This window comes from Ramlibacter ginsenosidimutans, from assembly GCF_016654015.1.
GTDB lineage: Bacteria > Pseudomonadota > Gammaproteobacteria > Burkholderiales > Burkholderiaceae_C > Ramlibacter > Ramlibacter ginsenosidimutans.
Genome location: NZ_JAEPWM010000013.1, coordinates 1 through 26196, shown reverse-complemented (window position 1 = coordinate 26196; position 26196 = coordinate 1). Strand labels below are relative to the sequence as shown.

The 26196-nt window shown below is 69.0% G+C and carries 22 protein-coding genes; 11 read left to right on the top strand and 11 right to left on the bottom strand.

The window, feature by feature from the left end; translation table 11 throughout:
• Positions 1-14: 14 nt before the first annotated feature.
• The 4 genes from JJB11_RS22860 to JJB11_RS22845 all read right to left on the bottom strand — a co-directional run bounded on the left by JJB11_RS22860 (position 15) and on the right by JJB11_RS22845 (position 4609).
• The gene (locus tag JJB11_RS22860) at positions 15-935 is read right to left on the bottom strand and encodes an ABC transporter permease (protein WP_201177015.1); all 921 of its coding nucleotides are present in this window, start codon (positions 933-935) and stop codon (positions 15-17) included.
• An 87-nt stretch (positions 936-1022) separates the two neighbouring features.
• Complete coding sequence (locus tag JJB11_RS22855; protein WP_201177013.1) at positions 1023-2096, bottom strand: ABC transporter permease; 1074 nt, start codon at positions 2094-2096, stop codon at positions 1023-1025.
• Positions 2089-3660, bottom strand: coding sequence for an ABC transporter ATP-binding protein (locus JJB11_RS22850; protein ID WP_201177011.1), 1572 nt, complete (start codon positions 3658-3660; stop codon positions 2089-2091). The genes JJB11_RS22855 and JJB11_RS22850 overlap by 8 nt, the downstream gene beginning before the upstream one ends.
• A gap of 13 nt (positions 3661-3673) precedes the next feature.
• Positions 3674-4609, bottom strand: a complete 936-nt coding sequence (locus tag JJB11_RS22845) for a LysR family transcriptional regulator (protein ID WP_201177009.1) — start codon at positions 4607-4609, stop codon at positions 3674-3676.
• A gap of 94 nt (positions 4610-4703) precedes the next feature.
• Here JJB11_RS22845 and xdhA point away from each other — a divergent pair, with 94 nt between their 5' ends.
• Together xdhA and xdhB are read left to right on the top strand one after the other, a co-directional pair.
• Positions 4704-6260, top strand: a complete 1557-nt coding sequence (xdhA, locus tag JJB11_RS22840; protein WP_201177007.1) for a xanthine dehydrogenase small subunit — start codon at positions 4704-4706, stop codon at positions 6258-6260.
• Complete coding sequence (gene xdhB / locus JJB11_RS22835; RefSeq protein WP_201177005.1) at positions 6257-8563, top strand: xanthine dehydrogenase molybdopterin binding subunit; 2307 nt, start codon at positions 6257-6259, stop codon at positions 8561-8563. Before xdhA ends, xdhB begins: the two co-directional genes overlap by 4 nt.
• A gap of 183 nt (positions 8564-8746) precedes the next feature.
• On the opposite strand, the gene JJB11_RS26630 is transcribed toward xdhB, so the two are convergent.
• From JJB11_RS26630 to JJB11_RS22820, 3 genes are all read right to left on the bottom strand, one after another.
• The gene (locus JJB11_RS26630; protein WP_201177003.1) at positions 8747-10807 is read right to left on the bottom strand and encodes an FUSC family protein; all 2061 of its coding nucleotides are present in this window, start codon (positions 10805-10807) and stop codon (positions 8747-8749) included.
• Positions 10808-10815: 8 nt separating this feature from the next.
• Positions 10816-11181: a hypothetical protein gene (locus tag JJB11_RS22825; protein ID WP_201177001.1), complete on the bottom strand. Its 366-nt coding sequence runs from the start codon at positions 11179-11181 to the stop codon at positions 10816-10818.
• Positions 11182-11385: 204 nt separating this feature from the next.
• Positions 11386-12525 carry an alpha/beta hydrolase gene (locus tag JJB11_RS22820; RefSeq protein WP_201176999.1) on the bottom strand — a complete coding sequence of 380 codons (1140 nt, stop codon included), beginning with the start codon at positions 12523-12525 and terminating at the stop codon, positions 11386-11388.
• Positions 12526-12646: 121 nt separating this feature from the next.
• On the opposite strand from JJB11_RS22820, the gene JJB11_RS22815 reads away from it, so the two are divergent.
• Together JJB11_RS22815 and JJB11_RS22810 are read left to right on the top strand one after the other, a co-directional pair.
• Positions 12647-13087 (top strand): helix-turn-helix domain-containing protein, encoded by a 441-nt coding sequence (locus tag JJB11_RS22815; protein ID WP_201176997.1) that lies wholly within the window; start codon positions 12647-12649, stop codon positions 13085-13087.
• 110 nt (positions 13088-13197) lie between these two features.
• A complete protein-coding gene (locus JJB11_RS22810) occupies positions 13198-13473 on the top strand; it encodes a hypothetical protein (RefSeq protein ID WP_201176996.1) in 276 nt (91 codons plus the stop codon).
• Here the strand turns inward: JJB11_RS22810 and JJB11_RS22805 are convergent.
• From JJB11_RS22805 to JJB11_RS22790, 4 genes are all read right to left on the bottom strand, one after another.
• Entirely contained in the window at positions 13463-14356 is an 894-nt protein-coding gene (locus JJB11_RS22805) for a LysR family transcriptional regulator (RefSeq protein WP_201176994.1), read from the bottom strand. The genes JJB11_RS22810 and JJB11_RS22805 overlap by 11 nt on opposite strands.
• A gap of 10 nt (positions 14357-14366) precedes the next feature.
• On the bottom strand, positions 14367-14948 hold the full coding sequence (locus JJB11_RS22800) for a c-type cytochrome (RefSeq protein ID WP_201176992.1): 582 nt from the start codon (positions 14946-14948) through the stop codon (positions 14367-14369).
• A 223-nt stretch (positions 14949-15171) separates the two neighbouring features.
• Positions 15172-16416, bottom strand: coding sequence for a PQQ-dependent sugar dehydrogenase (locus tag JJB11_RS22795; RefSeq protein ID WP_201965052.1), 1245 nt, complete (start codon positions 16414-16416; stop codon positions 15172-15174).
• Positions 16417-16534: 118 nt separating this feature from the next.
• Positions 16535-17611, bottom strand: coding sequence for a glycosyltransferase family 9 protein (locus JJB11_RS22790; RefSeq protein ID WP_377371514.1), 1077 nt, complete (start codon positions 17609-17611; stop codon positions 16535-16537).
• A 347-nt stretch (positions 17612-17958) separates the two neighbouring features.
• On the opposite strand from JJB11_RS22790, the gene JJB11_RS22785 reads away from it, so the two are divergent.
• From JJB11_RS22785 to JJB11_RS22755, 7 genes are all read left to right on the top strand, one after another.
• The gene (locus JJB11_RS22785) at positions 17959-20109 is read left to right on the top strand and encodes a thiamine pyrophosphate-dependent enzyme (RefSeq protein WP_201176989.1); all 2151 of its coding nucleotides are present in this window, start codon (positions 17959-17961) and stop codon (positions 20107-20109) included.
• Positions 20106-21710: an indolepyruvate oxidoreductase subunit beta family protein gene (locus JJB11_RS22780; protein WP_201176988.1), complete on the top strand. Its 1605-nt coding sequence runs from the start codon at positions 20106-20108 to the stop codon at positions 21708-21710. The genes JJB11_RS22785 and JJB11_RS22780 overlap by 4 nt, the downstream gene beginning before the upstream one ends.
• An 11-nt stretch (positions 21711-21721) precedes the next feature.
• Complete coding sequence (locus tag JJB11_RS22775; protein ID WP_201176986.1) at positions 21722-22564, top strand: hypothetical protein; 843 nt, start codon at positions 21722-21724, stop codon at positions 22562-22564.
• A 110-nt stretch (positions 22565-22674) separates the two neighbouring features.
• Positions 22675-23703, top strand: coding sequence for a TRAP transporter substrate-binding protein (locus JJB11_RS22770; protein ID WP_201965051.1), 1029 nt, complete (start codon positions 22675-22677; stop codon positions 23701-23703).
• Between the two features lie 69 nt (positions 23704-23772).
• The gene (locus JJB11_RS22765; protein WP_201176985.1) at positions 23773-24291 is read left to right on the top strand and encodes a TRAP transporter small permease; all 519 of its coding nucleotides are present in this window, start codon (positions 23773-23775) and stop codon (positions 24289-24291) included.
• Between the two features lie 5 nt (positions 24292-24296).
• Positions 24297-25601, top strand: a complete 1305-nt coding sequence (locus JJB11_RS22760; protein WP_201176980.1) for a TRAP transporter large permease — start codon at positions 24297-24299, stop codon at positions 25599-25601.
• A gap of 16 nt (positions 25602-25617) precedes the next feature.
• The gene (locus tag JJB11_RS22755; protein ID WP_201176979.1) at positions 25618-26037 is read left to right on the top strand and encodes an acyl-CoA thioesterase; all 420 of its coding nucleotides are present in this window, start codon (positions 25618-25620) and stop codon (positions 26035-26037) included.
• The last annotated feature ends 159 nt before the right edge of the window (positions 26038-26196 follow it).

Sequence of the window (26196 nt, the reverse complement as noted above, 5' to 3'; positions counted from 1 at the left end):
CTTGAAAAAGGCGATTATGAGCCGGGATAAAAGGGTTTTCCAAGCGAAGCCGGCATGTTCACCCGGATCCACGCCGGATTGCGCGAGATCAGCGCCAGCACCACGATGGTCGCCACGTACGGCAGCATGTTGAGGAATTCGCTGGGAATCTCCACCCCCCTGCTTTGCAAGTGGAACTGCAGCATGGTGACGCCGCCGAACAGGTAGGCACCAAGCAACACGCGTGCCGGACGCCAGGTCGCGAAGGTGGTGAGGGCCAGGGCGATCCAGCCCTTGCCCGCCACCATGCCTTCCACCCACAGCGGGGTGTAGACGATCGAGATGTAGGCACCCGCGAGCCCGCACAGCGCACCGCCGGCGACGACCGCGGCCAGGCGGATGCGCCGTACCGGGTAGCCGAGTGCGTGCGCGGACTCGGGCGACTCGCCCACGGAACGCAGCACCAGCCCCGTCCGCGAGCGGTAGAGGAACCACATCAGCCAGGCCACGAGCGCAATGGCCAGGTAGACCATCGGATGCTGGCGGAACAGAGCGGGGCCGATCACGGGAATGTCGCCCAGCAGCGGGATGGTGAAGTGCGGCCGCTCCGGCAGCTTTTCCTGCACGTAGCCGATGCCCGCGAAGGCGGAGAAGCCCGCCCCGAACAGGCTCAGGGCCAGCCCGGTCGCGTACTGGTTGGTGTTCATCCAGATCACCAGCAGCCCGAAGGCCGCGGCCATCAGCGCTCCGGCGCCCATGCCGGCCGCGAAGCCGACCCAGTCGTTGCCCGTGCGCACGACGGCCGCGAAGCCGGCGATGGCGGAGCACAGCATCATGCCCTCGGCCCCGAGGTTGACGATCCCGGCCTTCTCGTTGATCAACAGGCCCAGGGCCGCGATCGCCAGCACTGTGCCGGCGTTGAGCATGGAGGCGAAGAGGAGTGCGTACTGGTCCATCATGCCTCCGACAGGCCGCCCTTAGGAGGCATACGCCCCCTCGGGGGGCAGTGCAGCGGCGTAGCCGCAAACGTGGGGGTCAACATTTCAAGCCTTCGCAACGGCGGAGGGGAGGAAGCGGAAGCGGTAGGCGATCAGCGTGTCGCACGCCAGCAGCGTGAACAGCAACAGGCCCTGGAACACGCCGGTGAGCGACTTGGGCAGCCCGAGGCGGGACTGGGCGAGTTCGCCGCCGATGTAGAACATGCTCATGAGCAGCGCGGAGAACACCATGCCCACCGGGTGCAGCCGGCCCACGAAGGCCACGATGATCGCGGCGAAGCCGTAGCCCGCGGGCACGTAGGGCGTGAGCTGCCCGAGCGGCCCGGCGACTTCCAGGCCGCCGGCCAGGCCCGCGGCGCCGCCCGAAATCAGCAGCGCCGTCCACAAGGCCTTGCGCGAGGAGAAGCCCGCGTAGCGCGCCGCGGCCGGCGCCAGCCCGCCCACCTGCTGCGCGAAGCCGGCCCGCGTGCGGAACAGGAAGATCCACAGCGCGACGACGCCGGCCAGCGCGATCAGCACGCCGATGTTCACGCGCGAGCCAGGGAACAGGCGCGGGATCTGCGTCACCGCCTCGAAGGTCTTGGACTGCGGAAAGTTGTAGCCCGCCGGGTCCTTCCACGGCCCGAACACCAGGTAGTTCAGGGTGAGCGTGGCCACGTACACCAGCATCAGGCTCACCAGGATCTCGTTGGCGTTGAACTTGTCGCGCAGCACCCCGGTGATCGCGGCCCAGGCCATGCCACCGAGCACGCCGGCCAGCAGGATGGGCACGACGATCCAGTGCGTCGTGTCCTTGCCCGCCAGCAGCGCGATGCCGCCGGCGGCCACGGCGCCCATCACGAACTGGCCTTCCGCGCCGATGTTCCAGACATTGGAGCGGAAGCACACCGCGAGCCCCAGCGCGATCAGCAGCAGCGGCGTGGCCTTCACCAGCAGCTCGCCGAAGCGGTAGCCGGAGCTGATCGGCTCCCAGAAGAAGACCTGCAGGCTGCGCACCGGGTCCTTCCCGAGCGCGATGAACAGCAGGCTGCCCAGCACCACGGTGACGACCAGCGCCAGCAGCGGCGAGGCGATGCTCCAGAAGCGCGAAACTTCGGGTCGCTGTTCCAGCTTAAACATTCGAATTCTCCTGGCCTTGCTCCCTCTGGGGGACGGGGGTCGGGGCGGGCCCCTCCCGCAACGGATGCACCACCCACAAGCCGCTCATCCACTCGCCGATCAGCGTCACCGTGGCACGCGCGCGGTCGATGCTGGGCGACAGCCGGCCTTTGGCGATCACGTGCAGGCGATCGCTGATCTCGAACAGTTCGTCCAGCTCCTCGGACAGCACCAGCACCGCGCAGCCCGCGTCGCGCAGCGCCAGGATCTCGGCGCGGATCTGCTGCGATGCGCCCACGTCCACGCCCCAGGTCGGCTGCGACACGATCAGCAGCTTCGGCTTCGCGTCGATCTCGCGGCCGACGATGAATTTCTGCAGGTTGCCGCCCGAGAGCGACTTGGCCGTGGCATCCGGGCCGCCGGCCTTCACGTTGAAGCGCCGGATGATGTCCGCCGCCTGCGCGCGCAGTGCCGCCGTGCGGATCCAGCCGCTGCGGCCGACGGCATCGGTGCGCGTGAGCAGCAGGTTCTGCGCCAGGCCGAGGTTCGGAACGGCGCCGCGGCCCAGGCGTTCCTCCGGCACGAAGTGCAGGCCCAGGTGGCGGCGGTGCGCGGGTCCGTAGCGGCCGACCGGCTTGCCGGCCACTTCGATCATCTGCGGCGCCGCGCGCCGGTCCTCGCCCGACAGCGCGAACAGCAGCTCGCGCTGGCCGTTGCCCGACACGCCGGCGATGCCCACGACCTCGCCGGCGCGCACCTCGAACGAGATGTCGTCCAGGTCGTGGCCGAACTGGTCCTCGCGCGGCAGCGTGAGCCCCTGCACGCGCAGCACCACCTCGCCGGGCTCGCGTTCGCGATGCTCCAGCGCGGGCGGCTCGGCCCCGATCATCAGGCGCGACAGCGAGGCGTTGCTCTCGCGGCGCGGGTCGGTCACGCCGGTCACCTTGCCGGCGCGCATGACCGTGCACGCGGTGCACAGCTCGCGGATCTCGTGCAGCTTGTGGCTGATGTACAGGATGCTGCAGCCCTCGGAGGCGAGCTGCTTGAGCACCACGAACAGCTTCTCCACCGCCTGCGGCGTCAGCACCGAGGTCGGCTCGTCGAGGATCAGCAGCTTGGGGTTGGTGAGCAGCGCGCGGATGATCTCCACCCGCTGCATCTCGCCCACCGACAGCGTGTGCACGGGCCGCGACGGGTCGACGTCCAGCCCGTACTCGCGGGCCTTGGCGCTGATGCTGTGCGTCACCTGCTGCAGCGTCAGGCTCTTGTCCAGGCCCAGCCACACGTTCTCGGCCACCGTCAGCGTGTCGAACAGGCTGAAGTGCTGGAACACCATGCTGATGCCCAGCGCCCGCGCCTCCTGCGGGTTGCGGATGTGCACGGGCTGGCCGTTGAACAGGACGCTGCCCTCGTCCGGCTTGACCGCGCCGTAGATGATCTTCATCAGCGTGGATTTGCCGGCCCCGTTCTCGCCGAGCACGGCGTGGGTCTCGCCGGGCTGGACGGTCAGGGAGACGTCGTCGTTCGCCACCACCGCGGGATAGCGCTTGGTGATGTGCGCGAGCTGCAGGCGCGGGACGCTCAAGGGCTCTCCAGTGCTAGTGAGGGTGCCGCAGGCCGGCTGCTACCGCCTTCACCCGCTCGCGCAGCCAGCGGCCGGCGGCGGACGAGTGGCTGCGTTCATGCCACAGCTGGTAGTAGACGAGGTCGGGAAACGGCACGGGACAAGGAAGGATCTGCACCGGCAGGTGGCCGAGGTAGCGTTCGCAGAACTGGCGGCCGGTGGTGAGGATGAGCAGGCTCGATGCCACCATCCGCGGCAGCAGCCCGAAGTGCGGGCAGCGGGCCGTGATGTTACGCGCCAGCCCCTGCTCTTCCAGGTGTTCGTCGATCACGCCGCGCGCACCGGGGAAGACGGGCGTGGGCGCGACGTGTTCCGCCTCCAGCCACTGCTCCGCGGTCCAGCCGCGCTTGGTGGCGGGATGCTCGCGCGAGACCAGGCATACGATCTCGTCCGAGAACAGCTTGCCCAGGTGCAGGTCCTCCGGCGGCTTCAGCCAGTTGCCCACCACCAGGTCGATGGCGCCCTGCGCGAGTTGCGCGTGGTAGTCGGACGCCGCGCTGAGCGCATGGATCTCGATCTGGCTGTGGGGCGCCTGCTGTTTCACCTGCGCCACCAGCTGCGGCAGGAACTCGGGGTCGAGGTAGTCGGCGGCCGCCACGCGGAAGACGGGCGCGGACGTCTGCGGGTCGAAGCCGCGCGCGTCGGAGAACAGGACCTCGGCGGCACGCAGGATGCTGGCGCTGGGTTCGACCATGCGCAGGCCCGCGTCCGTCGGCACCATCCCGGCGCCCGAGCGCACCAGCAGCGGGTCTCCCGCCAGTTCCCGCAGCCGCTTCAGCGACGCCGACACCGCCGGCTGGTACATGCCCAGCTTCATGGCGGCTCGCGAAACACTGCGCTCGGTCAACACGGTATGCAAGACCCTGATCAAGTGGAGGTCGATCTTGTCGAAAAGAACTTGATCCTTCATACCTTTGCGTGCATCCCGCCCATAAGGGCGCCAATATGCGAGGTGCGAGGGTTCCCCCTAACCTCTGTGCATCCCGTAGAAGAGAATGAACCGCATGGAATCCAAGACGATCCGATTTGTCCGGCGCGGCGAACTCGTCAGCTTGACCAATGTACCACCCGACCGGACGCTGCTGGAACTGCTGCGCGAGGACCTCTCCTGCACCGGCACCAAGGAGGGTTGCGGCGAGGGCGACTGCGGTGCGTGCACCGTCGTGGTCGCCGAGCCCGAGGACGGCGCGCTCAAGTATCGCGCCATCAACAGCTGCATCCGCCTGGCGCATTCAATCGACGGCATGGCACTGTGGACCGTGGAGGACCTGGCCGGCGAGGACGGCAGCCTGCATCCCGCGCAGGAAGCGATGGTGCAGTGCCATGGCTCGCAATGCGGCTTCTGCACGCCCGGCTTCGCCATGAGCCTGTTCGGCATGTACCAGAACCACGTTTGCCAGGGCGAGACCGTCACGCGCGAACTGGCGCAGGAAGAACTCTCCGGCAACCTGTGCCGCTGCACCGGCTACCGCCCCATCCTGGACGCCGCCCAACAGATGGCGAACCTGCCGCGCGTGCAGGTGGATGAAGGGGAGATCCTGCGGCAGCTCGAAGCACTGCGCGTGCGCCGCGAACAGGTGGCGAGCCTGGGCACTTATCTCGATCCGCGCACCCTGCCCGAATTGCTGGCATTGCGCGCCGCCAATCCGCAGGCGCAGATCGTGGCGGGATGCACCGACGTCGGCCTGTGGGTCACGAAGATGCACATGCAGTTCCCGCAGGTGCTGGACGTCACGCGGGTCGCCGAGCTGAAGCGCGTGGAGCAGTACGAGCACCACATCGCGATCGGGGCGGCGGTCACGCTGACCGACGCCTTCGATGCGCTCGTGCGCGAACGGCCGCAGTTGAAGACCTTCGCCAACCGCTTCGCCGGCCTGCCGGTACGCAACTCGGGCACGCTGGGCGGCAACGTCGCGAACGGCTCGCCCATCGGCGACTCGATGCCGCTGCTGATCGCGCTCGGCGCGCACGTGGTCCTGCTGTCGCAGCGCGGGCACCGCGACCTGCCGCTGGAGCAGTTCTATACCGGCTACCGCAAGAACGTGCTGGCGGCGGACGAAGTCGTGGGCTGGATCAAGGTGCCGCGGCCGAAGAGCCCTCACCCCGGCCCTCTCCCACAAGCGGGAGAGGGAGCAAGCGGATCGACTCCCTCGCCCCGCTTGCGGGGAGAGGGTGGGGGTGAGGGGGAGTTCCTCCGCGCCTACAAGATCTCCAAGCGCTACGACGACGACATTTCCGCCGTGTGCCTGGTGGTCGCGATGCGCATCGAGGACGGCGCCGTGGCGCAGGTCGGCATCGGCGCCGGCGGCGTTGCGCCGACGCCCGCGCGCGCCGTGCAGACCGAGGCGCTCCTGCGCGGCCGGCCCTGGACCCTGGAGGCGGCGCAGGCAGCGGCCGCGAGCCTGCGCTCGGAGTTCCGCCCGATCAGCGACATGCGCGCCTCCTCCGCCTACCGCAGCGAGGTGCTGGGCAACCTGATGCAGCGCCTCTGGCTGGAAAGCCAGGGCTTCGAACAGATCAACCTGGAAAGCTTCCGCCTCGCGGAGGCGACCGCACCATGAACGCGCCCGAGAAGTTCCTCACCGGCACCGCGGCCCCGGCCACCGGCAGCTCCCACGCCCACGAGAGCGCGCGCGCGCAGGTCGCGGGCGCCGCCACCTACGTGGACGACATCCCCGAAGTGAAGGGCACGCTGCACGCGGCGCCCATCCTCTCGAAGGTAGCGCGCGGCCGCCTGCTTGGCGTGGACGCGTCCGCGGCGCTGCAGATGGAAGGCGTCAAGGGCGTCGTGCTGGCCGGCGACATTCCCGGCGACCGCATCCTCGCCACCTTCACGCACGACGAGCCGGTGTTCGCGCTGGACACCGTGGAGTTCGTCGGCCAGGTGGTGGGCGTCGTCGTCGCGGACACCGTGATGCAGGCCCGCCGCGCGGCGCGCAAGGTGAAGCTGCAGATCGAGCCCTTGCCCGCGATCCTCGACGTTCGCGAGGCGGTGCAGGCACAGAGCTTCGTGCTGCCGCCGGTAACCGCGCGCCGCGGCGAGCCGGAACAAGGCATCGCGCGGGCGCCGCATCGCCTGAGCGGGTCGCTGGACGTCGGCGGCCAGGAGCACTTCTACCTGGAAGGCCAGGTCGGCTACGCCCTGCCGCTGGAACAGGACAACTGGTGGATCTATTCCAGCACGCAGCATCCCGGCGAGGTGCAGCACTGGGTCGCGCATGCGCTGGGGCTGGAGAACCACGCGGTGAAGGTCGAGTGCCGGCGCATGGGCGGCGGCTTCGGCGGCAAGGAAACGCAGGCCGGCCACATCGCGGTCTGGGCTGCGCTGGCCGCGCGCAAGTTCAGGAAGCCCGTGAAGCTGCGCCTCGACCGCGACGACGACTTCCTGGTCACCGGCAAGCGCCATCCCTTCGCCTATGACTACGAGGTCGGCTTCGACGACGACGGCCTCGTCACCGGGCTGAAGCTGATGCTCGCGGCCAACTGCGGCTGGAGCGCCGACCTGAGCGGCCCGGTGGCGGACCGCGCCGTGTTCCACGCGGACAACGCGTACTTCCTCGGCGACGTGGAGATCGTCTCCTACCGTTGCAAGACCAACGTGCAGAGCCACACCGCGTTCCGCGGCTTCGGCGGGCCGCAGGGCATGATCGTGGTGGAGGCGATCCTCTCCGACATCGCCCGCGCGCTCGGCAAGGACCCGCTGGACGTGCGCAAGGCCAACCTGTACGGCATCGAGGACCGCAACGTCACGCACTACCAGATGCCGGTGGAGGACAACATCCTGCATCCGCTGATCGCGCGGCTGGAGCAGGACGCGCGCTACCGCGAGCGGCGCGACGAGATCGCGCGCTGGAACGCCGGCAACCCGGTCATCAAGCGCGGCATCGCGATCACGCCGGTGAAGTTCGGCATCTCCTTCACCGCCACCTTCTTCAACCAGGCGGGCGCGCTGGTGCACGTGTACACCGACGGCAGCGTGCAGGTGAACCATGGCGGCACCGAGATGGGACAAGGGCTGCACACGAAGGTGTGCCAGCTCGTGGCCGACGAACTCGGGGTGCCGTTCGAGAAGGTGCGCATCAGCGCAACCGACACCAGCAAGGTGCCCAACGCCAGCGCCACCGCCGCCTCCAGCGGCACCGACCTGAACGGGCGCGCGGCGCAATTCGCGGCGCGCCAGGTGCGCCAGCGGCTCGCGCAGTACGTCGCCGAGAAGCAGAACTGCCGGCCCGAGCAGGTGATCTTCGCGCACGGCCTGGTCAGCGGGCCCGACGCGGCCATTCCCTTCGCGCAGCTGGTGGACGACGCCTACCACTCGCGCGTGCAGCTGTGGAGCGACGGCTTCTACCGCACGCCCAAGATCCACTACGACAAGAACACGCTGACCGGGCGGCCGTTCTACTACTTCGCCTATGGCGCCGCCTGCAGCGAAGTGGCGATCGACACGCTGACGGGCGAGAGCCGCGTGCTGAAGGTGGACATCCTGCATGACGTGGGGACCTCCATCAATCCGGCCATCGACATCGGCCAGATCGAAGGCGGCTTCATCCAGGGCATGGGCTGGCTCACCACCGAGCAGCTGGTCTGGAACGACCGCGGCGAGCTGGCCACGCACGCACCCAGCACCTACAAGATCCCCGCGACCGGCGACGTGCCTGCGCATTTCAACGTGCAGCTGTGGCCCGAGGCCAATCGCGAAGACAACGTCGGCGGCAGCAAGGCAGTCGGCGAGCCGCCCTTCATGCTGGCGATCAGCGTGTGGGAGGCCTTGCGCGATGCGGCCGCCGCCGCACGCGCCGACGGCCGCGTGCAGATGGATGCGCCGGCGACGGCGGAGAACGTACTGAAGGCGATCCGGGGCTGAGCGGGGGCGGTTGGCGGGTGTGCGGATCTTCGCTCACCGCCGGCCTGCGAAGGGCCGGTGCGGTGGGCGGCGGTTGCAGCACTTCGCCGCGTTGCTGGGGTTCGCTTCGCTCACCGCCAGCCTACGAACGACCGGTGCAGTCCGAGCGGCCAGTGCAGAGCAAGGCCGACGGTGAGCCGCCCTTCATGCTGGCGAGCAGCGTGTCGGCGGCCCCTGGTGGATCTGGCGCAGCACCGCGTCCGCCTCCTCCAGCCAGTGCGCGGCGATGCGCGCCGGATCGGGCGCATCCTCGGGACCGGCCGCAACGGCCGGGAGCTCGCGCAGCGCAGGCACGAGCCCCGGCCGTGCGAGCGCATGGGCCACCCGGCCGATGTTCTCCGCCACCGCGTCGGCGCGCGCGCGGAGGTCCTCGCGCTCGCGCCACCCGCCCTCTTTCAGCGCCAGCAGGTTGCAGCAGTGACGCACGCAATGCACCAGCGCGGCCATCTGCTGCAGGCGCGTGCGGTGCCTGGAGGCGTACGCGGGCAGCTCCCGCCCCGTGACGGGCCCGAGGGCCTGTCGCAAGGCCTGCAGGCGCCGGTCGAGATCGCGCACCGCGTCGGTCGGCGAGCCGCGCAGGCTGCCCTCGAACGCACTGCGCAGCAGCCGCGCGGCTTCGCGCAGCAGTGCGACCGTTTCCTGGTCGGACTGCTCGCCGGTGCGGGAAGGCAGGATGAGGATCGCGCTCAGCACCGCGGCGGCCGCGCCCGTCAGCGTCTCCCCCAGCCGCAGCACCAGCAGGCCCGGGCTGTACTTGCCCAGCAGCTCGTACAGCATGGCCAGCATCGCCGTCAGCAGCGCGATGTAGATCGCCTGCAGTCCCTGGAAGGCATAGAAGCCGGCGAAGATGAACACGAACAGCAGCGCCAGTTGCAGCGGCCAGTCGCCCTGCGCCAGTTCCGCCAGCAGCAGGCCCAGCGCGAGCCCCGCGACGTTGCCCAGCACGCGCCGCCAGGCGCCGGCCGCGGCCTGCCCGCGCGTGCTGGCATTGGTGAAGATCACGAAAGCGCCGAACACGGCCCAGTACCAGTGCTCGGCGGAGATCGCGTGACCTGCGAGCACGGCGACGAGCGCCGCAGCGCCGGCTTGCAGCGCGTGGCGCGTGGGCTCGTCAGCGAGCCAGCGCCGGCGCCCTTGCTGCGGCGGCGGCCGGGGTTCCTGCGGCGGCGTGGCGGGCACCGTGGTGTCGCGCAGTCGGGGCAAGGCGGCGGACCAGGGCGGCTGGGCACCGAGCACTTCACCCGCGTGCTCCCAGCGCCAGCGCCAGTCGGCGTCCAGCGCGCCGGCCGTGGCCGCCACTTGCGCGCACCACGCCTGCGGAGCTAAGCGCGCGTCGCCGTGCACGACCTCGCACAACGCACGGCATGCCGATGCGAGCGCGCCGCGCGCGGTCGCCGATGCTCCGGAGCTCTCGCCGATGCCGGCCAGCAGCGTCTCGCAGGCGATCTCCGCGGCCAGCAGCCGGTCGCGCAGGGACTGCATCGCTGCGGGCGGATCCTGCGCGGTGAAACGGGCGAGCCGCGCATCGATCCGCAGCGCCAGGTCGTTGATGTCCGCCAGGGTGGCGCGTGCGCGGCGCTCCGCGCGCTCGTCGTCCGGGGCGGCCGCCCAGGCGGCGAGTTGGTGCAGCAGCACGGCCACCGCGGCGCGAAAGGAGCGCAACTCGGAGTGCAGGACGCCGGGCGCGCGCTCGGGCAGCACGACGAAGCGGACCAGCCACGCGATCGCGCAGCCCGCTGCGATGGACGCCAGCAGCCACGGCCAACCGGCCGCGTCGGGCTGGAGCAGGACCGCATAGAAATAGGACTGGCACGCCATCATGCCCAGGCTTGCGGCACGGGGCCCGAGGCGCCGCGCCTCGAAGGCCGCGACGACGACTGCCACGAACCCCGCGCCGCTGGTGAGCGTCGATCGCGCGAGAGCGGCGGCCAGCACCACCGTGACGCCCGACACGAGCGCCGACGCGGCGAGCGTGCGCTGCTGTTCCGCGTGGGTGGCGTCCTGCACGGTGATGGTCGTCATCAGTCCGACGACGGCGCCCATGAGCGCGATGTTGCTGGAGACACCCAGCAAGTGCGCGGCGAGCAGCAACACGGCGGAACCCGCGGCGACCGTCAGCACGGCCCACGCGCCCATCCTCAGCCGGGCCAGGCCCGGATCGGAGGCGACGAGGCGGTCCCGCCAGAAGCGCAGCGGGACCGGCACGGGGAAAGTCACCCGAGGGTGACGACGCGCGCGTTGGGAAAGCGCGCGAAGGGGTCGTAGCCGCGCATGCCCTCGCGCAGCGTCGGCTCATGGTTCTGCGCGATGCGCAGCCGCTGGCGGGTGTCGCTGCGGGCCATCGCGTCGATCAGCGCGTGCTCGAAGCGCAGCACCACGGGGGTCGCATAGGGATAGCTGGCGTGCGGCTCGTCGTGGATGGACCAGGAGATCACCAGGCTGCCGTTGGGCGATTGCGCGGCCAGCGCATGCGGCGGAAACAGGTGGCGGTACGACTGCCACAGCGCCGCGCGCACGTTGTCGAGAGTGCCGATGCCCAGGAGGGGCGGCAGCTTGCTGCCCGGGGCCGCGTTGGACATGCCGTGCGGGCCACTTTGGCTCGTGGCCCGAGGCGAGGTCCTGCCCGGGAGCTCGCGCGCCGTGCCGCCAGTCTTCGCTCGCATGGGCAAACTCCCGGTGAAGGGGCGAAGCTTAGGCGGCGGGCGCGTTCCGTGTTGTAGGACGAGACCCACGATCCTGTCGTCCACCCGCTGGGCGGTTGCGCCCCGCGGATGGGCGCGCGCTCACAGGGCGAGGATCCAGTCGGCCATCGCGTCGGCGACCTGCTCCACCAGTTGCGGCTGCCCCGCCAGGTAGTGGTTGCCGCCCGGCACGTCCACGTTGCGGATCCGCCCGCCGCCCGCGGCCAGCCACGCCGCCTGCGTGCTGGGGAAGGTGGACTGGTCGCCCGTATAGGTGCACAGCAGCACCGGCACCGAAGTGCGGGCGAGATTGCGGGGGCCATCGGCGCGGCTGCGCGGCGACCACTGCGACAGCCAGGCCGTGAGCGAGGTGATGCGCCCCATCTGGCTGGCAGCGTAGTTCACGGCCCGGGCGCCCGCAGCTCCTGCGCCCCATACGCTACCCACCGCCCGGTCGTTGGCGTCGATAGCCAAGTCCAGGAAGCGCGGGTCGGCGTGCGTGCGATAGACCACGAACACTTCGTCGCGCGGGCTGCCGGGCGCCGCCTGGCTGCGCAGCAGAGCGAGCCGCTGCTCCACCCACTGCTCGATGCGTTCGTAGCGTTGCTGCTGCGCGTTGCGAAAGTGCTCCAGGAACGCGCGGCCGTAGGGCGGCGCATTGCGCGCGTCGTAGATGTCCAGCGCCGGATCGCGCGACAGGCCGTCGTGTTCGTCCGTGAGCGACGGGTCGATCCAGTTGCGCATCAGGGTGGAACGTCCCTCGTGGGCCGCGCACAACGCGAGGCCCTGCACGGGCGGCAGGTCCTGCGGCGACAGGGCCGCGGGGTCGCCGTCCACCATGTGCTCGATGTCGAGGCGCTCCGCCTGCGCCTGGTAGAACGCCGCCAGCGACGCGCCGCCCGAATTGCCGATCAGCACGATGCGCTCGTAGCCCTGCGCCCGCAGGAAGTGCACGCCCGCGCCGAGATCCTGGATCACCCGTTCCATCAGCAGCAGCGTGTCGTTGCCCGCGTAGCGCGAATTCAGGCCCATGCAGGCGACGCCCCGGGCCGCCAGCGGCGCGATCAGGTAGTGGCCCATGAAGTTGCTGGTGGGGTGCATCACGATGGCCGCGGCGCGCCTGGGCCCGGCCGGCTGCATCCACGCGCCGTAGATGCGCGGGCGCATCAGCTGCAGGCCGGACTGGCTTTCCATGGCGGCGCCCGGCTTGACGTCGATGACCGCAAGTTGCAGTTCTGGCATCCGCCGATTGTGGCGCAGGCAAAGCATGGAATCGGGGCCAGCCCGACTATGATGCGGGCCAGGGAGCTATTACTGGCCGAGCAGCAGCGGTACCGCAGCCGAGCCGGCATCATCGCCACACATGCCGAACATCGCCGTTGTCCTGAAGGACGAGATTGCACGGATCGCGCGCAAGGAAGTGCGCACGCAGACGCAGGACTTCAAGAAAGCATCCGCGCAGTACCGCACGCACATTGCCGCGCTGCGCCGCCGCGTGGACGAACTGGAGCGCGAGCTCAAGCGCGTGCGCAAGGGTGGCACGCGCGCCGCGCCCGCTGCCGCCGACGACACGCCCGAGGGCAAGCAGCGCCGCTTCAGCCCCACGCGGCTGGCGGCGCAACGCCGCAAGCTGGGGCTCTCGGCCGCGGACTTCGCCACCCTGCTGGGCGTGTCCGGCCAGTCGGTCTACAAGTGGGAGCACGGCGAGGCGCGGCCGCGTGCGCAACAGCTCGAAGCGATCGCTGCGCTGCGCGGCATCGGCAAGCGCGAAGCCGCGGAACGGCTGGAGAAACTGCAGGGCTGAGGGGGCTAGGGGCCAGGGATGCGCCCCTACAGGACGGCACTCCTTTTCCCCGGGCGGGTGGCGGAACGCGCTGACAGGGCGGATGCGCGTCCCGGGCGAGGCTTGGGCCCATGGACCTGGCCCGCACCGAACTCGACTTCCTGCAACGGCTGCTGCTCGACCTCCAAGCGCGGCTGGAGGATGGCGAGCATCCGGACGATGCGGAGCGGGTCGCCGCGCTCGAACTCGCTCTGGCCGTGCTGCGCTGGGACGGCGCCACGCCTCCCCCGCTGGATGCGCAGGTCGGCCTGGGTGCAGCGGTCGAATGCAAGCTGGGTCCGGACGCACTGTGCGCGTGGAGCCAGTGGCGCACCGAACGACGCAAGCGCCTCGCGCTCACTGCTTGAACAGTTCCTCGATCACGCCCCGCAGCCAGCGGTTGCCCGGGTCGGCTTCGAAGCGCTTGCTCCAGTGCAGCGAGACGACGAAGTCGCGCTGCGGAAACGCGGGCTCGACGATCGCATAGCCGCCCTCGAAGCCGCGCGCGATGTTGCGCGGCATGATCGCCGCGAGGTCCGTCGCCTTGACGATGGAGGGCAGCACCAGGAAGTGTTCCGTCACCAGCCGCAGGCGGTCCTCCAGCTGGCACTGCTGCACGATGCGCAAGGTGTCCGCGTGCGAGCGCACCGCGACGAAGTCGAGCTCGCGCAGCGCGGAAAGCAGTGCGGCGCCGGAGCGGCGCTTGCGCGTGAACGGGTGGCCCGCACGCAGCAGCACCACGTAGCGGTCCTCGAGCAGCCGCACCTTCTGCGAGTCCTTCACCATGGGCAGGAAGCCGAAGGCCACGTCGATGCGGCCGGCATCCAGCGCTTCCATCACCTGCTCGCGCGGCAGCGGCAGCGTCTGCACGCGCACGCCCGGGGCGCGCTCGCGCAGCGCCACCATCAGCTCCGGCAGGAAGCGGCTTTCGCCGATGTCGCTCATGTGGATCTGGAAGGTGCGGCCGGACCGCGCCGGCTCGAAACCCGCGGTCTCGCCCAGCGCCTGCTCCAGCGTGGCGAGCGCGTGACGCACCGGGTCGGCCAGGCGCTGCGCGCGCGGCGTCGGCTGCACGCCCCCAGCGGTGCGCATGAAGAGGGGATCGTGCAGCAGCGTGCGCAGCCGGCTGAGCCCCTGGCTGGCGGCAGGCTGGGTCAGGTCCAGCAGGTCCGCCGCGCGGCTCACGTTGCGCATGCGGTAGACGGCGTCGAACAGGCGCAGCAGGTTGAGGTCGATGTCCTTGAGCTGCATCCCGCAGCGCCTACAGGTGCGCCAGCAAGTGCGCCAGAGCGCGCAGGTCGTCGTCGGCAAGCGGCGCGACCACTTCCATCATCGCCGCCATGGCACCGCCGTTGCGCGCGCCCGACTTGAAGTCGCGCAAGGCCTTGAGCAGGTAGTCCTCGCGCTGGCCCGCCAGCCGCGCGGTGGCCTGCGTGCCGGAGAAGTCGTCCTTGTGGCAGGCGGCGCAGCGGTTGCCCGCCACGACCTTGCGCGCTTGCGCCATCAGGGCGGGGTCGGCCGGCGAAACGTTGGCCGGCCGCGCGGGCTTCTGCGCCGCGAAGAAGGCCGCGACGTTGCGGATGTCGTCGTCCTTCAGCGCCTGCGCCATCGGCTGCATGACGGGACTCTTGCGCTGGCCCGTGCGGAAGAACACCAGCTGCCACTGGAGGAACGCGTCGGGCTGCCCCGCGAGCGACGGGATCTCGGGCGTCGCCGACACGCCGCCCGGTCCATGGCAGGCCATGCAGGCCTGAGCCGTCGCGGCGCCGGCGGCAAGGTCGACGGCCGCGCAGGCGGCACTGGACGTGAGGGCGGCTGCGAACAGGAGTGCGAGGGACTTCATGTGTGGTTATCGATTGTGCATGGAGCGTTGGATACGGGCCGCTCGGAGAAAAACCCGACTACCGGACGCAGAGGACGCAGAGGACGCAAAGGTCACGCAGAGGACGCAAAAGGGTCAAGAAAAACCTTGAAAGGATTTCTTTTGCGTCCTCTGCGTCCGGATGTCCGTATTCCCAAACAAAAGGCCCGCCACTCGCGCAGCGGGCCTTGCAGGGGCAGGCGGCTTACTTGCCGTAGCTGATGCGGTAGATCGCGCCGGCCCAGTCGTCGGCCACGAGCAGCGAGCCGTCCTTTGCGAGCACGATGTCCGCGGGCCGGCCGGTGTAGCTCTGGTCGCCGTTGATCCAGCCGGTAGCGAACACCTGCTGCGTCACCTTCTTGCCATCCGGATCGGCGATCACGCGCATGATCCGCCCGCCCTGGTATTTGTGGCGGTTCCAGGAGCCGTGCTCGGCAATGAAGATGTTGTTCCTGTACTCCGCGGGAAACTGGTTGCCGGTGTAGAACTTCATCCCCAGCGGCGCCACGTGCGCCCCCAGCTTCGCGGCCGGCGGCACGAACTCGGAGCACTTGTGGCCCATGCCGTACTTCGGATCCACCATGTCGCCCTGGTGGCAATACGGATAGCCATAGTGCGAGCCGATCCGGTTGATGACGTTCAGCTTGTCGCTGGGCAGGTCGTCGCTGATCCAGTCGCGGGCGTTCTCCGTGAACCAGTACTTGCCGGTGCGCGGATCGACGTCGCCGCCGACGGAGTTGCGCACGCCGATCGCCACGACCTCCGAGTTGCCGTTGGCCGGATTCACGCGCCGCACCTGCGACAGGCCGCTGGGCGGCAGGCACTCGTTGCACGGCGGCCCGAACGGCACGTACAACCAGCCCTCCTTGTCGAAGGTGAGGTACTTCCAGCCGTGCGGGATGTACTTGGGCATGTCGTCGTAGACGACCTTGGGCTCCGGCATCTTGTCGAGGCTGGCCTCGGCGTTCTCGTACTTCAGGATCTGGTGGATGTCGGCCACGTACAGCGCGCCGTCCCGGAACGCGATCCCCGTGGGCATGGTCATGCCCTTGAGGATGGTCTTGACTTCCTTCTTGCCGCCGTTGTCGACGACGGCGTAGACGCTGGCGGCGCTGAAGGACCCCACGAACAGCGTGCCCTTGTCACCCCAGGCCATCTGGCGCGCGCTCGGCACGCCCTGGGCATACACCTCGATCTTGAAGCCCTTGGGCAACTTGACGTTGGCGAGGTTCTTCTGCAGGTCTTCCATCGAGGTCGGCAACGCCGGACCGGCCGGCGGCGCCAGCCCCTTCTGCTGCTCGGTCTCGTCGCCCAGGAACCAGTCCGCCGGCGGTTTCTCCCAGAATTCCTTGCTGGTCGAGTCGTATTTCTTCAGCCCCTGTGCCTGCGCGGCGGAGACCGCCAGCGCGATGCAGGCGAGGCCCATGGTGAAGGCTCTCAAGCGCATCATTTTTCCTCTCCTTGTGCGAACGGTTCGCGCTGCGAAGTAGATCAGCCGTGGCGAGGCGCTTCCATAGCGCATTCCCTAGCGGCGCGGAGCCCGCCTGTCGCAATTTGCGACGACGTCCTCAGCGCGGCAATTGCAACAATTCGTCGGAAGCGCGCAGCACGTCCGCCACCGTCACAGCGTGCATGCAGCGCGGCTCGGCGCACTCGGCGGTGGAGCGCGTGCAACGGCGCATCCAGGTCACCTCGCGCCCGAACAGCAGGCGCTGGTCGCGGCAGGGGAAGTCTTCGGCGGTGAGCGCCCGGTACGGCATGTCGCGCCAGAACAGGCCGTTCTGGCACGCTACCGCCGAGCCGGGTCCGAAGATCGCGACGGTCGGCGCGCCCGTCGCGCGCGACAGGTGCGCGATGCCGGTGTCGGGCGCAACGACCAGCGTGGCATCGGCGAGCAGCTGCCACATCTGGGCGAGGTCCAGCCGGCCTGCATAGGAGCGGCGCCGGCCTTCCGGATCGCACTGCGCCACGATCTCTTCCTCGCCGCGGCCGGCGCTCCACGCGACTTCCAGGCCGCGCGCCTCCAGCTCCGCTGCGACCGCACGCCAGCGCTCCGGCGGCCACAGCTTCAGGGGCGTGGACGCGCCGACGTGCAGCACCGCGTAGTTTCCGGCGGGCCGCTCGAACGCGGCAGCCGGTGGCGCCGGCCAGTCGGCGGGCGAGTAAGGCGACGCGGGCGGGCCGTCCACCAGCTCGGCAACCATGTCGCCCCACGCCGCCGGTTGCGCGGCATAGGGGCGCTGCTCGTCGACCATCAGGTTGCGGCTCCACGATGGGTCGCCCGCATGCGCGACGACATGGCGCGCGCCGAGTGCCGCGGCCACCCAGGCATAGCGGTTGTCGCCCACGACCACGGCCAGGTCGAACGGCGCTTCGTCGAGCAAGGCACGGGTCGTTGCGGAGCGCTTGGGCTGGAAGGACACGGCCCGCACGCCGTAAGGCCGCGAGGCATACAGCGGCACCAGCGCGGGCGCGGCCAGCAGCACGATCTCGGCATCGTCATGAAGCGCGCGCAGCTTCGCCAGCAAGGGCGTCAGCATCACGACGTCGCCCAGCAGCAGGTTGTGCGCGACCAGGATGCGGCGGACCACGCCGGTCTTCGCACGGCCCGCGAAGCGGCGGGCGAGCGCGCGCCCGACCAGCATCGCCCGCGTGCGGGAGCGCTCACCCATGGCCACCCCCGGCTCGCAGCCAAGAGGTCCGGCGCTTCTCGTCCATCATGCGTTGAGGGTACCAAAGCGCGTGCCCGCCGCGAACGGTGGCTGATCGGAGAGGTGAACGCAGAGGACGCAGAGGTTACGCAGAGAACGCGGAGAAGACCTGTTCAAAGGTTTTCTTTGCGTCCTTTGTCCCGCCTCTCATGCGATGAACGCATATTCCTTAGTCGTTTCATTGGATTGATCGATGGCGCGCCTTGACGGACACTGCCCTGTTGCGCGCGCCAGGCGGCCGCCCGGTTCGGGCGACGCGGGCCGCCAGGGAGACCCACGCTTTGGAAGTTTCATTCAGCAAGGAAATCGAATCGCTGCGCCTCGGCGCGGGCGAGACCTTCCACGGCGAGGGCATCCTCGCCATCACCAAGGCGCTGCTGCAGTCCGGCGTCGCCTACGTCGGCGGCTACCAGGGCGCGCCCGTGTCGCACCTGCTGGACGTCATGGTGCAGGCCAAGGGCTACATGGATGAACTGGGCGTGCACGTGGAGGCCTGCTCCAACGAGGCCTCCGCCGCCGCGATGCTGGGCGCCTCCATCCACTACCCGCTGCGAGGGGCCGTGACCTGGAAGTCCATCGTCGGCACCAACGTCGCGGCCGACGCGCTGTCCAACCTCAGCTCACCCGGCGTCATCGGGGGCGCGCTGATCGTCGTGGGCGAGGACTACGGCGAAGGCGCCTCCGTGATCCAGGAGCGCACGCACGCGTTCGCACTCAAGTCCAGCATGTGCCTGCTCGACCCGCGCCCCGACCTCGGCGTGATGACGCGCATGGTGGAAGAAGGCTTCCGCCTCTCCGAGACCTCGAACATGCCCAGCATCCTGGAGCTGCGCATCCGCGCCTGCCACGTGCGCGGCAGTTTCCAGGCCAAGGACAACATCAAGCCTCGGGTGTCCACGCGCGCGCTCATGGAGAACCCCGCCGGCTTCGACTACATGAAGCTCGCGCATCCGCCCGTGACCTTCCGCCAGGAGAAGCTCAAGGGCGAGCAGCGCATTCCGGCCGCGCGCAAGTACATCCTGGAGCAGAAGCTCAACGAGCTGTTCGCGGGCAAGCACACGGATCTCGGCATCGTGGTGCAAGGCGGCATCTACAACGCCCTCATCCGCAGCCTGCAGCAGCTGGGCCTGGCCGATGCTTTCGGCGAGACCGACATTCCCATCCTGTGTCTCAACGTCACCTATCCGCTCGTGCCCGAAGAGGTGGCCGACTTCTGCGTCGGCAAGCGCGCGGTGCTGGTGGTGGAGGAAGGCCAGCCGGAATACATCGAGCAGGAGATCGCCACGCTGCTGCGCCGGCGGGACATCCAGACGCGGCTGCACGGCAAGGACCTGCTGCCCGCGGCGGGCGAGTACAGCGTGGAAGTGCTGGCGACCGGCCTCACGCAATTCGCCGCGAGCTACCTGCCCGGCCCCGCCACCGAGCAGGCGCGGCGCTGGCTGGCGGGCAACAACGAACGGCGCGCAGCGGCCGCGAAACTCACCGAGCCCCTGCCCGCGCGGCCGCCGGGCTTCTGCATCGGCTGTCCCGAGCGGCCGGTGTTCTCGGCGCTGAAGCTGGCGCAGGAGCAGATCGGCAAGGTGCACGTCGCCGCCGACATCGGCTGCCACGCGCTGGGCACCTTCGAGCCCTTCCACACGGGCCACTCGATCCTGGGCTATGGCATGTCGCTCGCGAGCCGTGCCGGCGTGTCGCCGATGATGAACCGGCGCACGCTGGCCATCATGGGCGATGGCGGCTTCTGGCACAACGGCCTGCTCACCGGCGTGCAGAGCGCGCTGTTCAACGGCGACGACGCCGTGCTGCTGATCTTCAAGAACGGCTACACCTCCGCGACCGGCACGCAGGACATCATCTCCACGCCGGAGGACGACGCGAAGGCCGACGCCGCGGACAAGGCGCGCAGCATCGTGCACACCAACCAGACCATCGAGTCCACGCTCAAGGGCCTGGGCGTGCAGTGGATGCGCACGGTGCACACCTACGAGGTGGAGCAGATGCGCGGCACGCTGACCGAGGCCTTCACCAGCGACTTCAACGGCCTGAAGGTGATCATCGCCGAGGGCGAATGCCAGCTGGAACGCCAGCGCCGCATCAAGCCGTGGATCCAGTCGCTGCTGAAAAAGGGCAAGCGCGTCGTGCGCGTGAAGTACGGCGTGGACGAGGACGTGTGCAATGGCGACCATGCCTGCATCCGCCTCTCCGGTTGCCCCACGCTCACCATCAAGGACAACCCCGATCCGCTGAAGGTGGACCCGGTGGCCACCGTGATCGACGGCTGCGTCGGCTGCGGCCTGTGCGGCGCCAACGCGCATGCCGCGACGCTGTGCCCGAGTTTCTACCGCGCCGAGGTCGTGCAGAACCCGAAGTGGCACGAGCGCCTGTTCCACTCCTTCCGCAGCGCCGTCGTCCGCGCGATGCAACCCGCATGAACACCCAATCCATTACCCTGCTGGTCGGCGCCCTGGGTGGCGAAGGCGGCGGCGTCCTGACCGAATGGCTGGTCGAGACGGCGCGCCACGCCGGCTACGCCGCGCAGGCCACGTCGATTCCCGGCGTCGCGCAGCGCACCGGCGCGACCACCTATTACTTCGAAGTGTTCCCCGTGCCGATGGCGCAGCTCGCCGGCAAGCGCCCGGTGTTCAGCCTCAACCCGGTGCCGGGCGCGCTCGACGCGCTGCTGTCTTCCGAGTTGCTGGAAACCGCACGCCAGATCACCAACGGCCTGCCCTCCCCCGACCGCACGCTCGTCATCACTTCGTCGGCGCGCGCTCTCACCACGATGGAACGCATGCAGATGGGCGACGGCCGCGTCGGGTCGGCCGACCTGCTCAAGCTCGTGCAGCAGTTCAGCCGCACGCACCACGTGTTCGACATGAACGCGGTCGCGAAGGAAGCCGGCACGGTGGTGAGCGCCGTGATGCTGGGCGCCATTGCGGGCAGCGGCCTGTTTCCGTTCGCACGCGAGGACTACGAAGCCGTGGTGAAGGCTGGCGGCAAGGGCGCCGAGGCCAGCCTGCGCGGCTTCGCCAAGGCCTTCGACATCGTCGCGCGCGGCCGCCAGCAGTCCGAGTTCCTGGCCCAGGTGATGACCCCGGAAGCCAAGGCCGCCACACGGCCGCAGCTCGAGCCCTCGCTGCTCGCCCTCTTCCCGCCACCGGTGCACGAGCTCTTTTCTCTGGGCTACCAGCGCCTGCTGGACTACCAGGGCAAGGCGTATGCCGACCTGTACGTGAAGCGCCTGCAATCCGTGCTCGCCGCCGAACGCGACGCCGATCCGCAAGGCGCGCACGGTTTTGCGATCACCACCGAGATGGCGCGCTGGCTGGCCTTGTGGATGGCCTTCGACGACATCGTGCGCGTCGCCGACCTCAAGAGCCGCGCCTCGCGCTGGACCCGTGTGCAAGGCGAGGTCAAGGCCGGCGACGACGACCTGCTCAAGGTGTACGACCACTTCAAGCCGGGCGTGCCCGAGTTCGCGGCGATGCTGCCCGCGGGGCTCGCCGGCAAGCTGGTCGCCTGGGACCGCAAGCGTGTCGCGAAGGGCAAGCAGCCCTGGGCACTGCCGCTGAAGATCGGCACGCACTCGGTGTTCGGCATGATCGCGCTGCGCACGCTGGCCTCCACCCGGTGGCTGCGCCCGCACGGCAGCCGCTTCGCGCTCGAACAGAAGATGATCGAGCAGTGGCTGCAGGGCGTGCTGCAGGGCACGCAGCGGCTGTGGGACCTCGGGCACGAGATCGCCCTGTGCGGCCGGCTGATCAAGGGCTACGGTTCCACCAACGAGCGCGGCAAGGACAACCTGCTGCACGTGCTGGAGCACCTGGCCAAGGGCGGCGTGCCCGCCGAAGCGGCCGCCGCCGTGAAGGCCGCGCGGGAAGCGGCGCTGGCCGACGATGCCGGCAAGGCGCTGGACGCGACGCTCGTGCAGCACGGCGCGCCGCCGCGACCGGTCAAGGCCGTGCCCATTCGCTGGGTGCGCAAGCCGCGCGGCCTGGGCGGCGCCGACGAAACGCAATTCAAGACCAACTAGGGAGCACCCGCATGGAAGACCTCGTCAACATCACCGACGTCCCGGTCGTGGAGCGCCAGCATGCGCGCGCCGGCCTGTTCCACTCGCAGTCCCTGCTGAACGGCGCCGAAGGAACGCCGGAGAACTTCTACCTGCAGCTCTCGCACCTGCACAACGACTTCTTCTCGCCGCGCCATCGCCACAACTTCGACCAGGTGCGCGTGCAGCTAGTGGGCGACGCCAGCTTCACGCGCGACGGCGTGATGCGTCCCGGCATGGTCGGCTACTTCCCGGAAGGTGTGTACTACGGCCCGCAGGAGAACTCCGGCGAATCGAAGACGCTGGTGCTGCAGTTCGGTGGCGCGAGCGGCAGCGGCTACATCTCGGAGGAGCGCTTCCAGCAGGGTGTCGAGGAGCTCAAGGCCTACGGCACTTTCGACAAGGGCGTCTTCCATCGCCCGAAGGACGACGGCGGGCGCAAGAACCAGGACGCGTACGAGGCGGTGTGGGAGCACATCCACGGCCGCCGCATGGAGTATCCGAAGAGCGAGCACGCGGAACCGGTCTTCATGGACCCGGCGCAGGTCGCGTGGGCCGACGAACCCGGCGCGCCCGGCGTGCGCCGCAAGCTGCTGGGCGTGTTCTCCGCCCGCAAGCTGCGCATCAGCGTGCTGGGACTCGATGCGGGCGCGTCCGCGCAGCTGGCGCCGAACTCCATCGCCTTCGTCCTCTCCGGCCGCGGGCAGGTGCAGGGCCGCGAGTGGCGGCAACATGCGACGCTGCGCACCGGCGAGAGCGCGGACACGCTCGTCGCGGCGGAGTCCAGCGAGGTGCTGGAGCTGCACATCCCGCACCTGGATCCCGCACCGAGGTGAGCCACCGCGGGACCCGGCCGCCGCTCGTGCCACAGGGGGAAAACCCGGACGCGCCGGGTTCGCGATTCGTTATATAAAGTAACTTTCTCTGGATCGACAGGAGACATCACTTGGCCACCCGACCCTCCACCGCCGCCCTCGCGCTCGCCGCCGTCGCGGCCCTTGCCCTGGGCACCGCGAACGCGCAGGACAAGCCCGTCGCCCTCAAGCTTTCCAGCTGGGTGCCGGCGCAGCACGCGCTGAACCCGGCCCTGCAGGCATGGGCCGACGACATCAAGAAGCAGTCGAACGGCACCATCACCTCCACGCTGTTCCCCTCCGAGCAGCTGGGCAAGGCCTTCGACCACTACGACATGGCGCGGGACGGCATCGCCGATTTCTCCTATGTGAACCCCGGCTACCAGCCGGGCCGCTTCCCGATCTTCGCGGCGACCTCGCTGCCCTTCATGATCTCCAACGCCAAGGCCGGCTCCGCCGCCGTGGACGCGTGGTACCGCCAGTACGCGCCCAAGGAGATGAAGGACGTGCACTTCTGCTTCGCCTTCGTCCACGACCCCGGCGCGCTGCACTCCACCAAGAAGGTGGTCATGCCTGCCGACCTGAAGGGCATGAAGGTGCGTCCGGCCACCAGCACCATCGGCCAGATGGTGACCACGCTGGGCGGCACCAACGTACAGTCCTCCGCGCCCGAGGCGCGCGACATGCTGGAGCGCGGCGTCGCGCAGGCCATCACCTTCCCCTGGGGTTCGCTGAACCTGTTCGGCATCGACAAGGTGGTCAAGTACCACATGGACGAGCCGCTGTACGTGACGCCCTTCGTGTGGGTGATGAACAAGGACAAGTACGAGTCCATGTCCGCCGCGCAGAAGAAGGTGATCGACAGCCACTGCACCAGCGAGTGGGCCGAGAAGGTCGGCTCCGCTTGGGCCGACTTCGAGATCGCCGGCCGCGCGAAGATCGCCGCCGAGCCGGGCCACGACGTCTACAAGCTCACGCCCGCACAACTGCAGGCCTGGCGCGCAGCCGTGGAGCCGGTGGAAGTGCAATGGGCCGACGGCGTGAAGAAAGCCGGCGGCGACCCGAAGCAGGCCCTGGACTCGCTCAAGGCCACGCTCGCGAAGTACAAGTCCGCGCTGTAAGCCCGGCGCGCCCCGAACGGACGGCCCGGCCCGCCAACAGGCGGCCGGGCCTTCTCACGAACGGCTTCCATGCAAAAGAACAACTTCGCCGACCGCTTCATCAACACGATCGAATGGCTCGCCGCCATCTTCGTGGGCGTCGTCGCACTGAACATCTTCGTCAACGTGCTGCTGCGCAAGCTGTTCAGCACCTCCATCCCGGACAACTACGACTTCGGGCGGATGCTGCTGGGCATCCTGATCTTCTGGGGCATCGCGGCGACCAGCTACCGCGGCGGCCACATCACCGTGGACCTGATCTGGTCCTCGGTCGGCAAGCAGGGCAAGCGCTGGATCGACGTGTTCGCCACCGTGGTGCTGCTGTTCGTGGTGACGGTGCAGACGGCGATGCTGTTCGACAAGGTCCGCCTCACCTACGTGGACCACGTGCTCACCTACGACATGGGCATCCCCACGTGGCCGTTCTACGCGGTGGCGTGGATCGGCGACGTCTGCGCGGTGATCCTGATCGCGATCCGGACCTGGCGACTGGTGTTCAAGCCCGAGGCCTTGCACGACGAGCACTTCGAACAGAAGGCGATGGAATAACAAGAATGGCCCAGACCGACCTCATCGCCCTCATCGGCTTCCTCTCCCTGTTCGCGCTCATGCTGCTGCGGGTGCCCGTCGGCATGGCCATGGGCCTGGTGGGCATCACCGGCTACAGCATGATCGCGGGCGTCGGCCCGGCGCTCAAGCTGGTGGGCCTGACCTCCATGCGGACGGTGACCGACTACACCTTCGGCGTGATCCCCATGTTCATGCTGATGGGCGCGCTGGTGTCCGTCTCGGGCGTGAGCCGCGAGTTGTTCAAGGCGGCGAACTCCATGATCGGCCATCTGCGCGGCGGCCTCGGCGTGGCGACCGTGCTGGCCTGCGGCGGCTTCGCAGCCATCTGCGGCTCGTCGGTCGCGACGGCCGCGACGTTCTCCGGCGTCGCCTATCCCGAGATGCGCCGCTTCGGCTATCCGCAGTCCTTCTCCACCGGCGTGATCGCCGCCGGCGGCACACTGGGCGCGATGCTGCCGCCCTCCACGGTGCTCGCCGTGTACGCCATCCTCACGCAGCAGGACATCGGCAAGCTGTTCATGGCCGGCGTCATCCCCGGCCTGTTCGCGATGCTGCTGTACGTGATCACCATCGGCATCATCGTGCGCGTGAAGCCCGACTGGCTGCCGCGCGGCGAAGCCAAGCCCTGGTCCGAGCGCCTGGCCGACCTTCGCCATGTGTGGGCGCCCATCCTGCTGTTCATCTTCGTGATCGGCGGCCTCTACGGCGGCTTCTTCACGCCGACCGAAGCGGGCGGCGTGGGCGCGAGCGGCGCCTTCATCCTGGGCGTCCTGCGCGGCAAGCTCGATCGCGCCAAGATCAAGGAAGCGCTGCTCTCCGCGACGCGGACTGCTGCCGCCGTGTTCACGGTGCTGATCGGCGCGTTGATGTTCGGCTACTTCCTCACGATCACGCAGACGCCGCAGAAGCTCACCGAGTTCCTCACCAGCCTGGGCGTCGGCCCCTACGGCGTGCTCGCGCTGATCATGATCATGTACATCGTGCTGGGCTGCCTGATGGACGCCATGGCCATGATCATCCTCACGGTGCCCATCATCTTCCCGGTGGTGACGCACCTGGGCTTCGATCCGATCTGGTTCGGCGTGATCATCGTGATGACGGTGGAACTGGGCCTGATCCACCCGCCCGTGGGCATGAACGTGTTCGTGATCAAGAGCGTCATCCCGGACGTCACGTTCACCACGATCTTCCGGGGCGTGCTGCCCTTCGTCGCGACCGATATCTTCCGCCTGGTCATCCTGATCGCGTTCCCCATCATCGCCCTGTGGCTGCCCGGGAAAATGGGTTAACCGGCCACGACAATCCATGAGCAAGGAAGTCATCTACACCGTCCAGGTCGAGTTCGGCCACTGCGACCCGGCGCGCATCGTCTGGTTCCCGAACTTCTTCCGCTGGATCGACCACGCTTCGCGTCACTTCTTCATCGAGTGCGGCGTGCCGCCCTGGCACGAGACGGAGAAGACCATGGGCATCATCGGCACGCCGGTGGTGGACTCGCATTCGAAGTTCATCAGGACGGCGACGTACGGGGACACGCTGCAGTTCCGCACCAGCATTCCGGAATGGCGCGGCAAGAGCTTCGTGCAACGCTACCGCTGCTTCCGCGGCGAGGAGCCGATCATGGAATGCGACGAGGTGCGCATCTTCGCGGCGCGCCGCGAGGACGACCCGTCGCAGATCCGTGCGGTGGTGGCGCCCGAGGAGATCAAGCGGCTCTGTGCGTAGGTAGCGGGGAAAAGCCAACAACCGGACGCAGAGGACGGTGAGTTCAACCGGTCAAGGCAACATCATTGTTCACCCAAGATGTTGGAGAGACCGGGATGGCGAGACGCAGGGCACGCCTGACATTTCAGGAAAGGCGAGAACTCTGGAACAGGTGGAAGC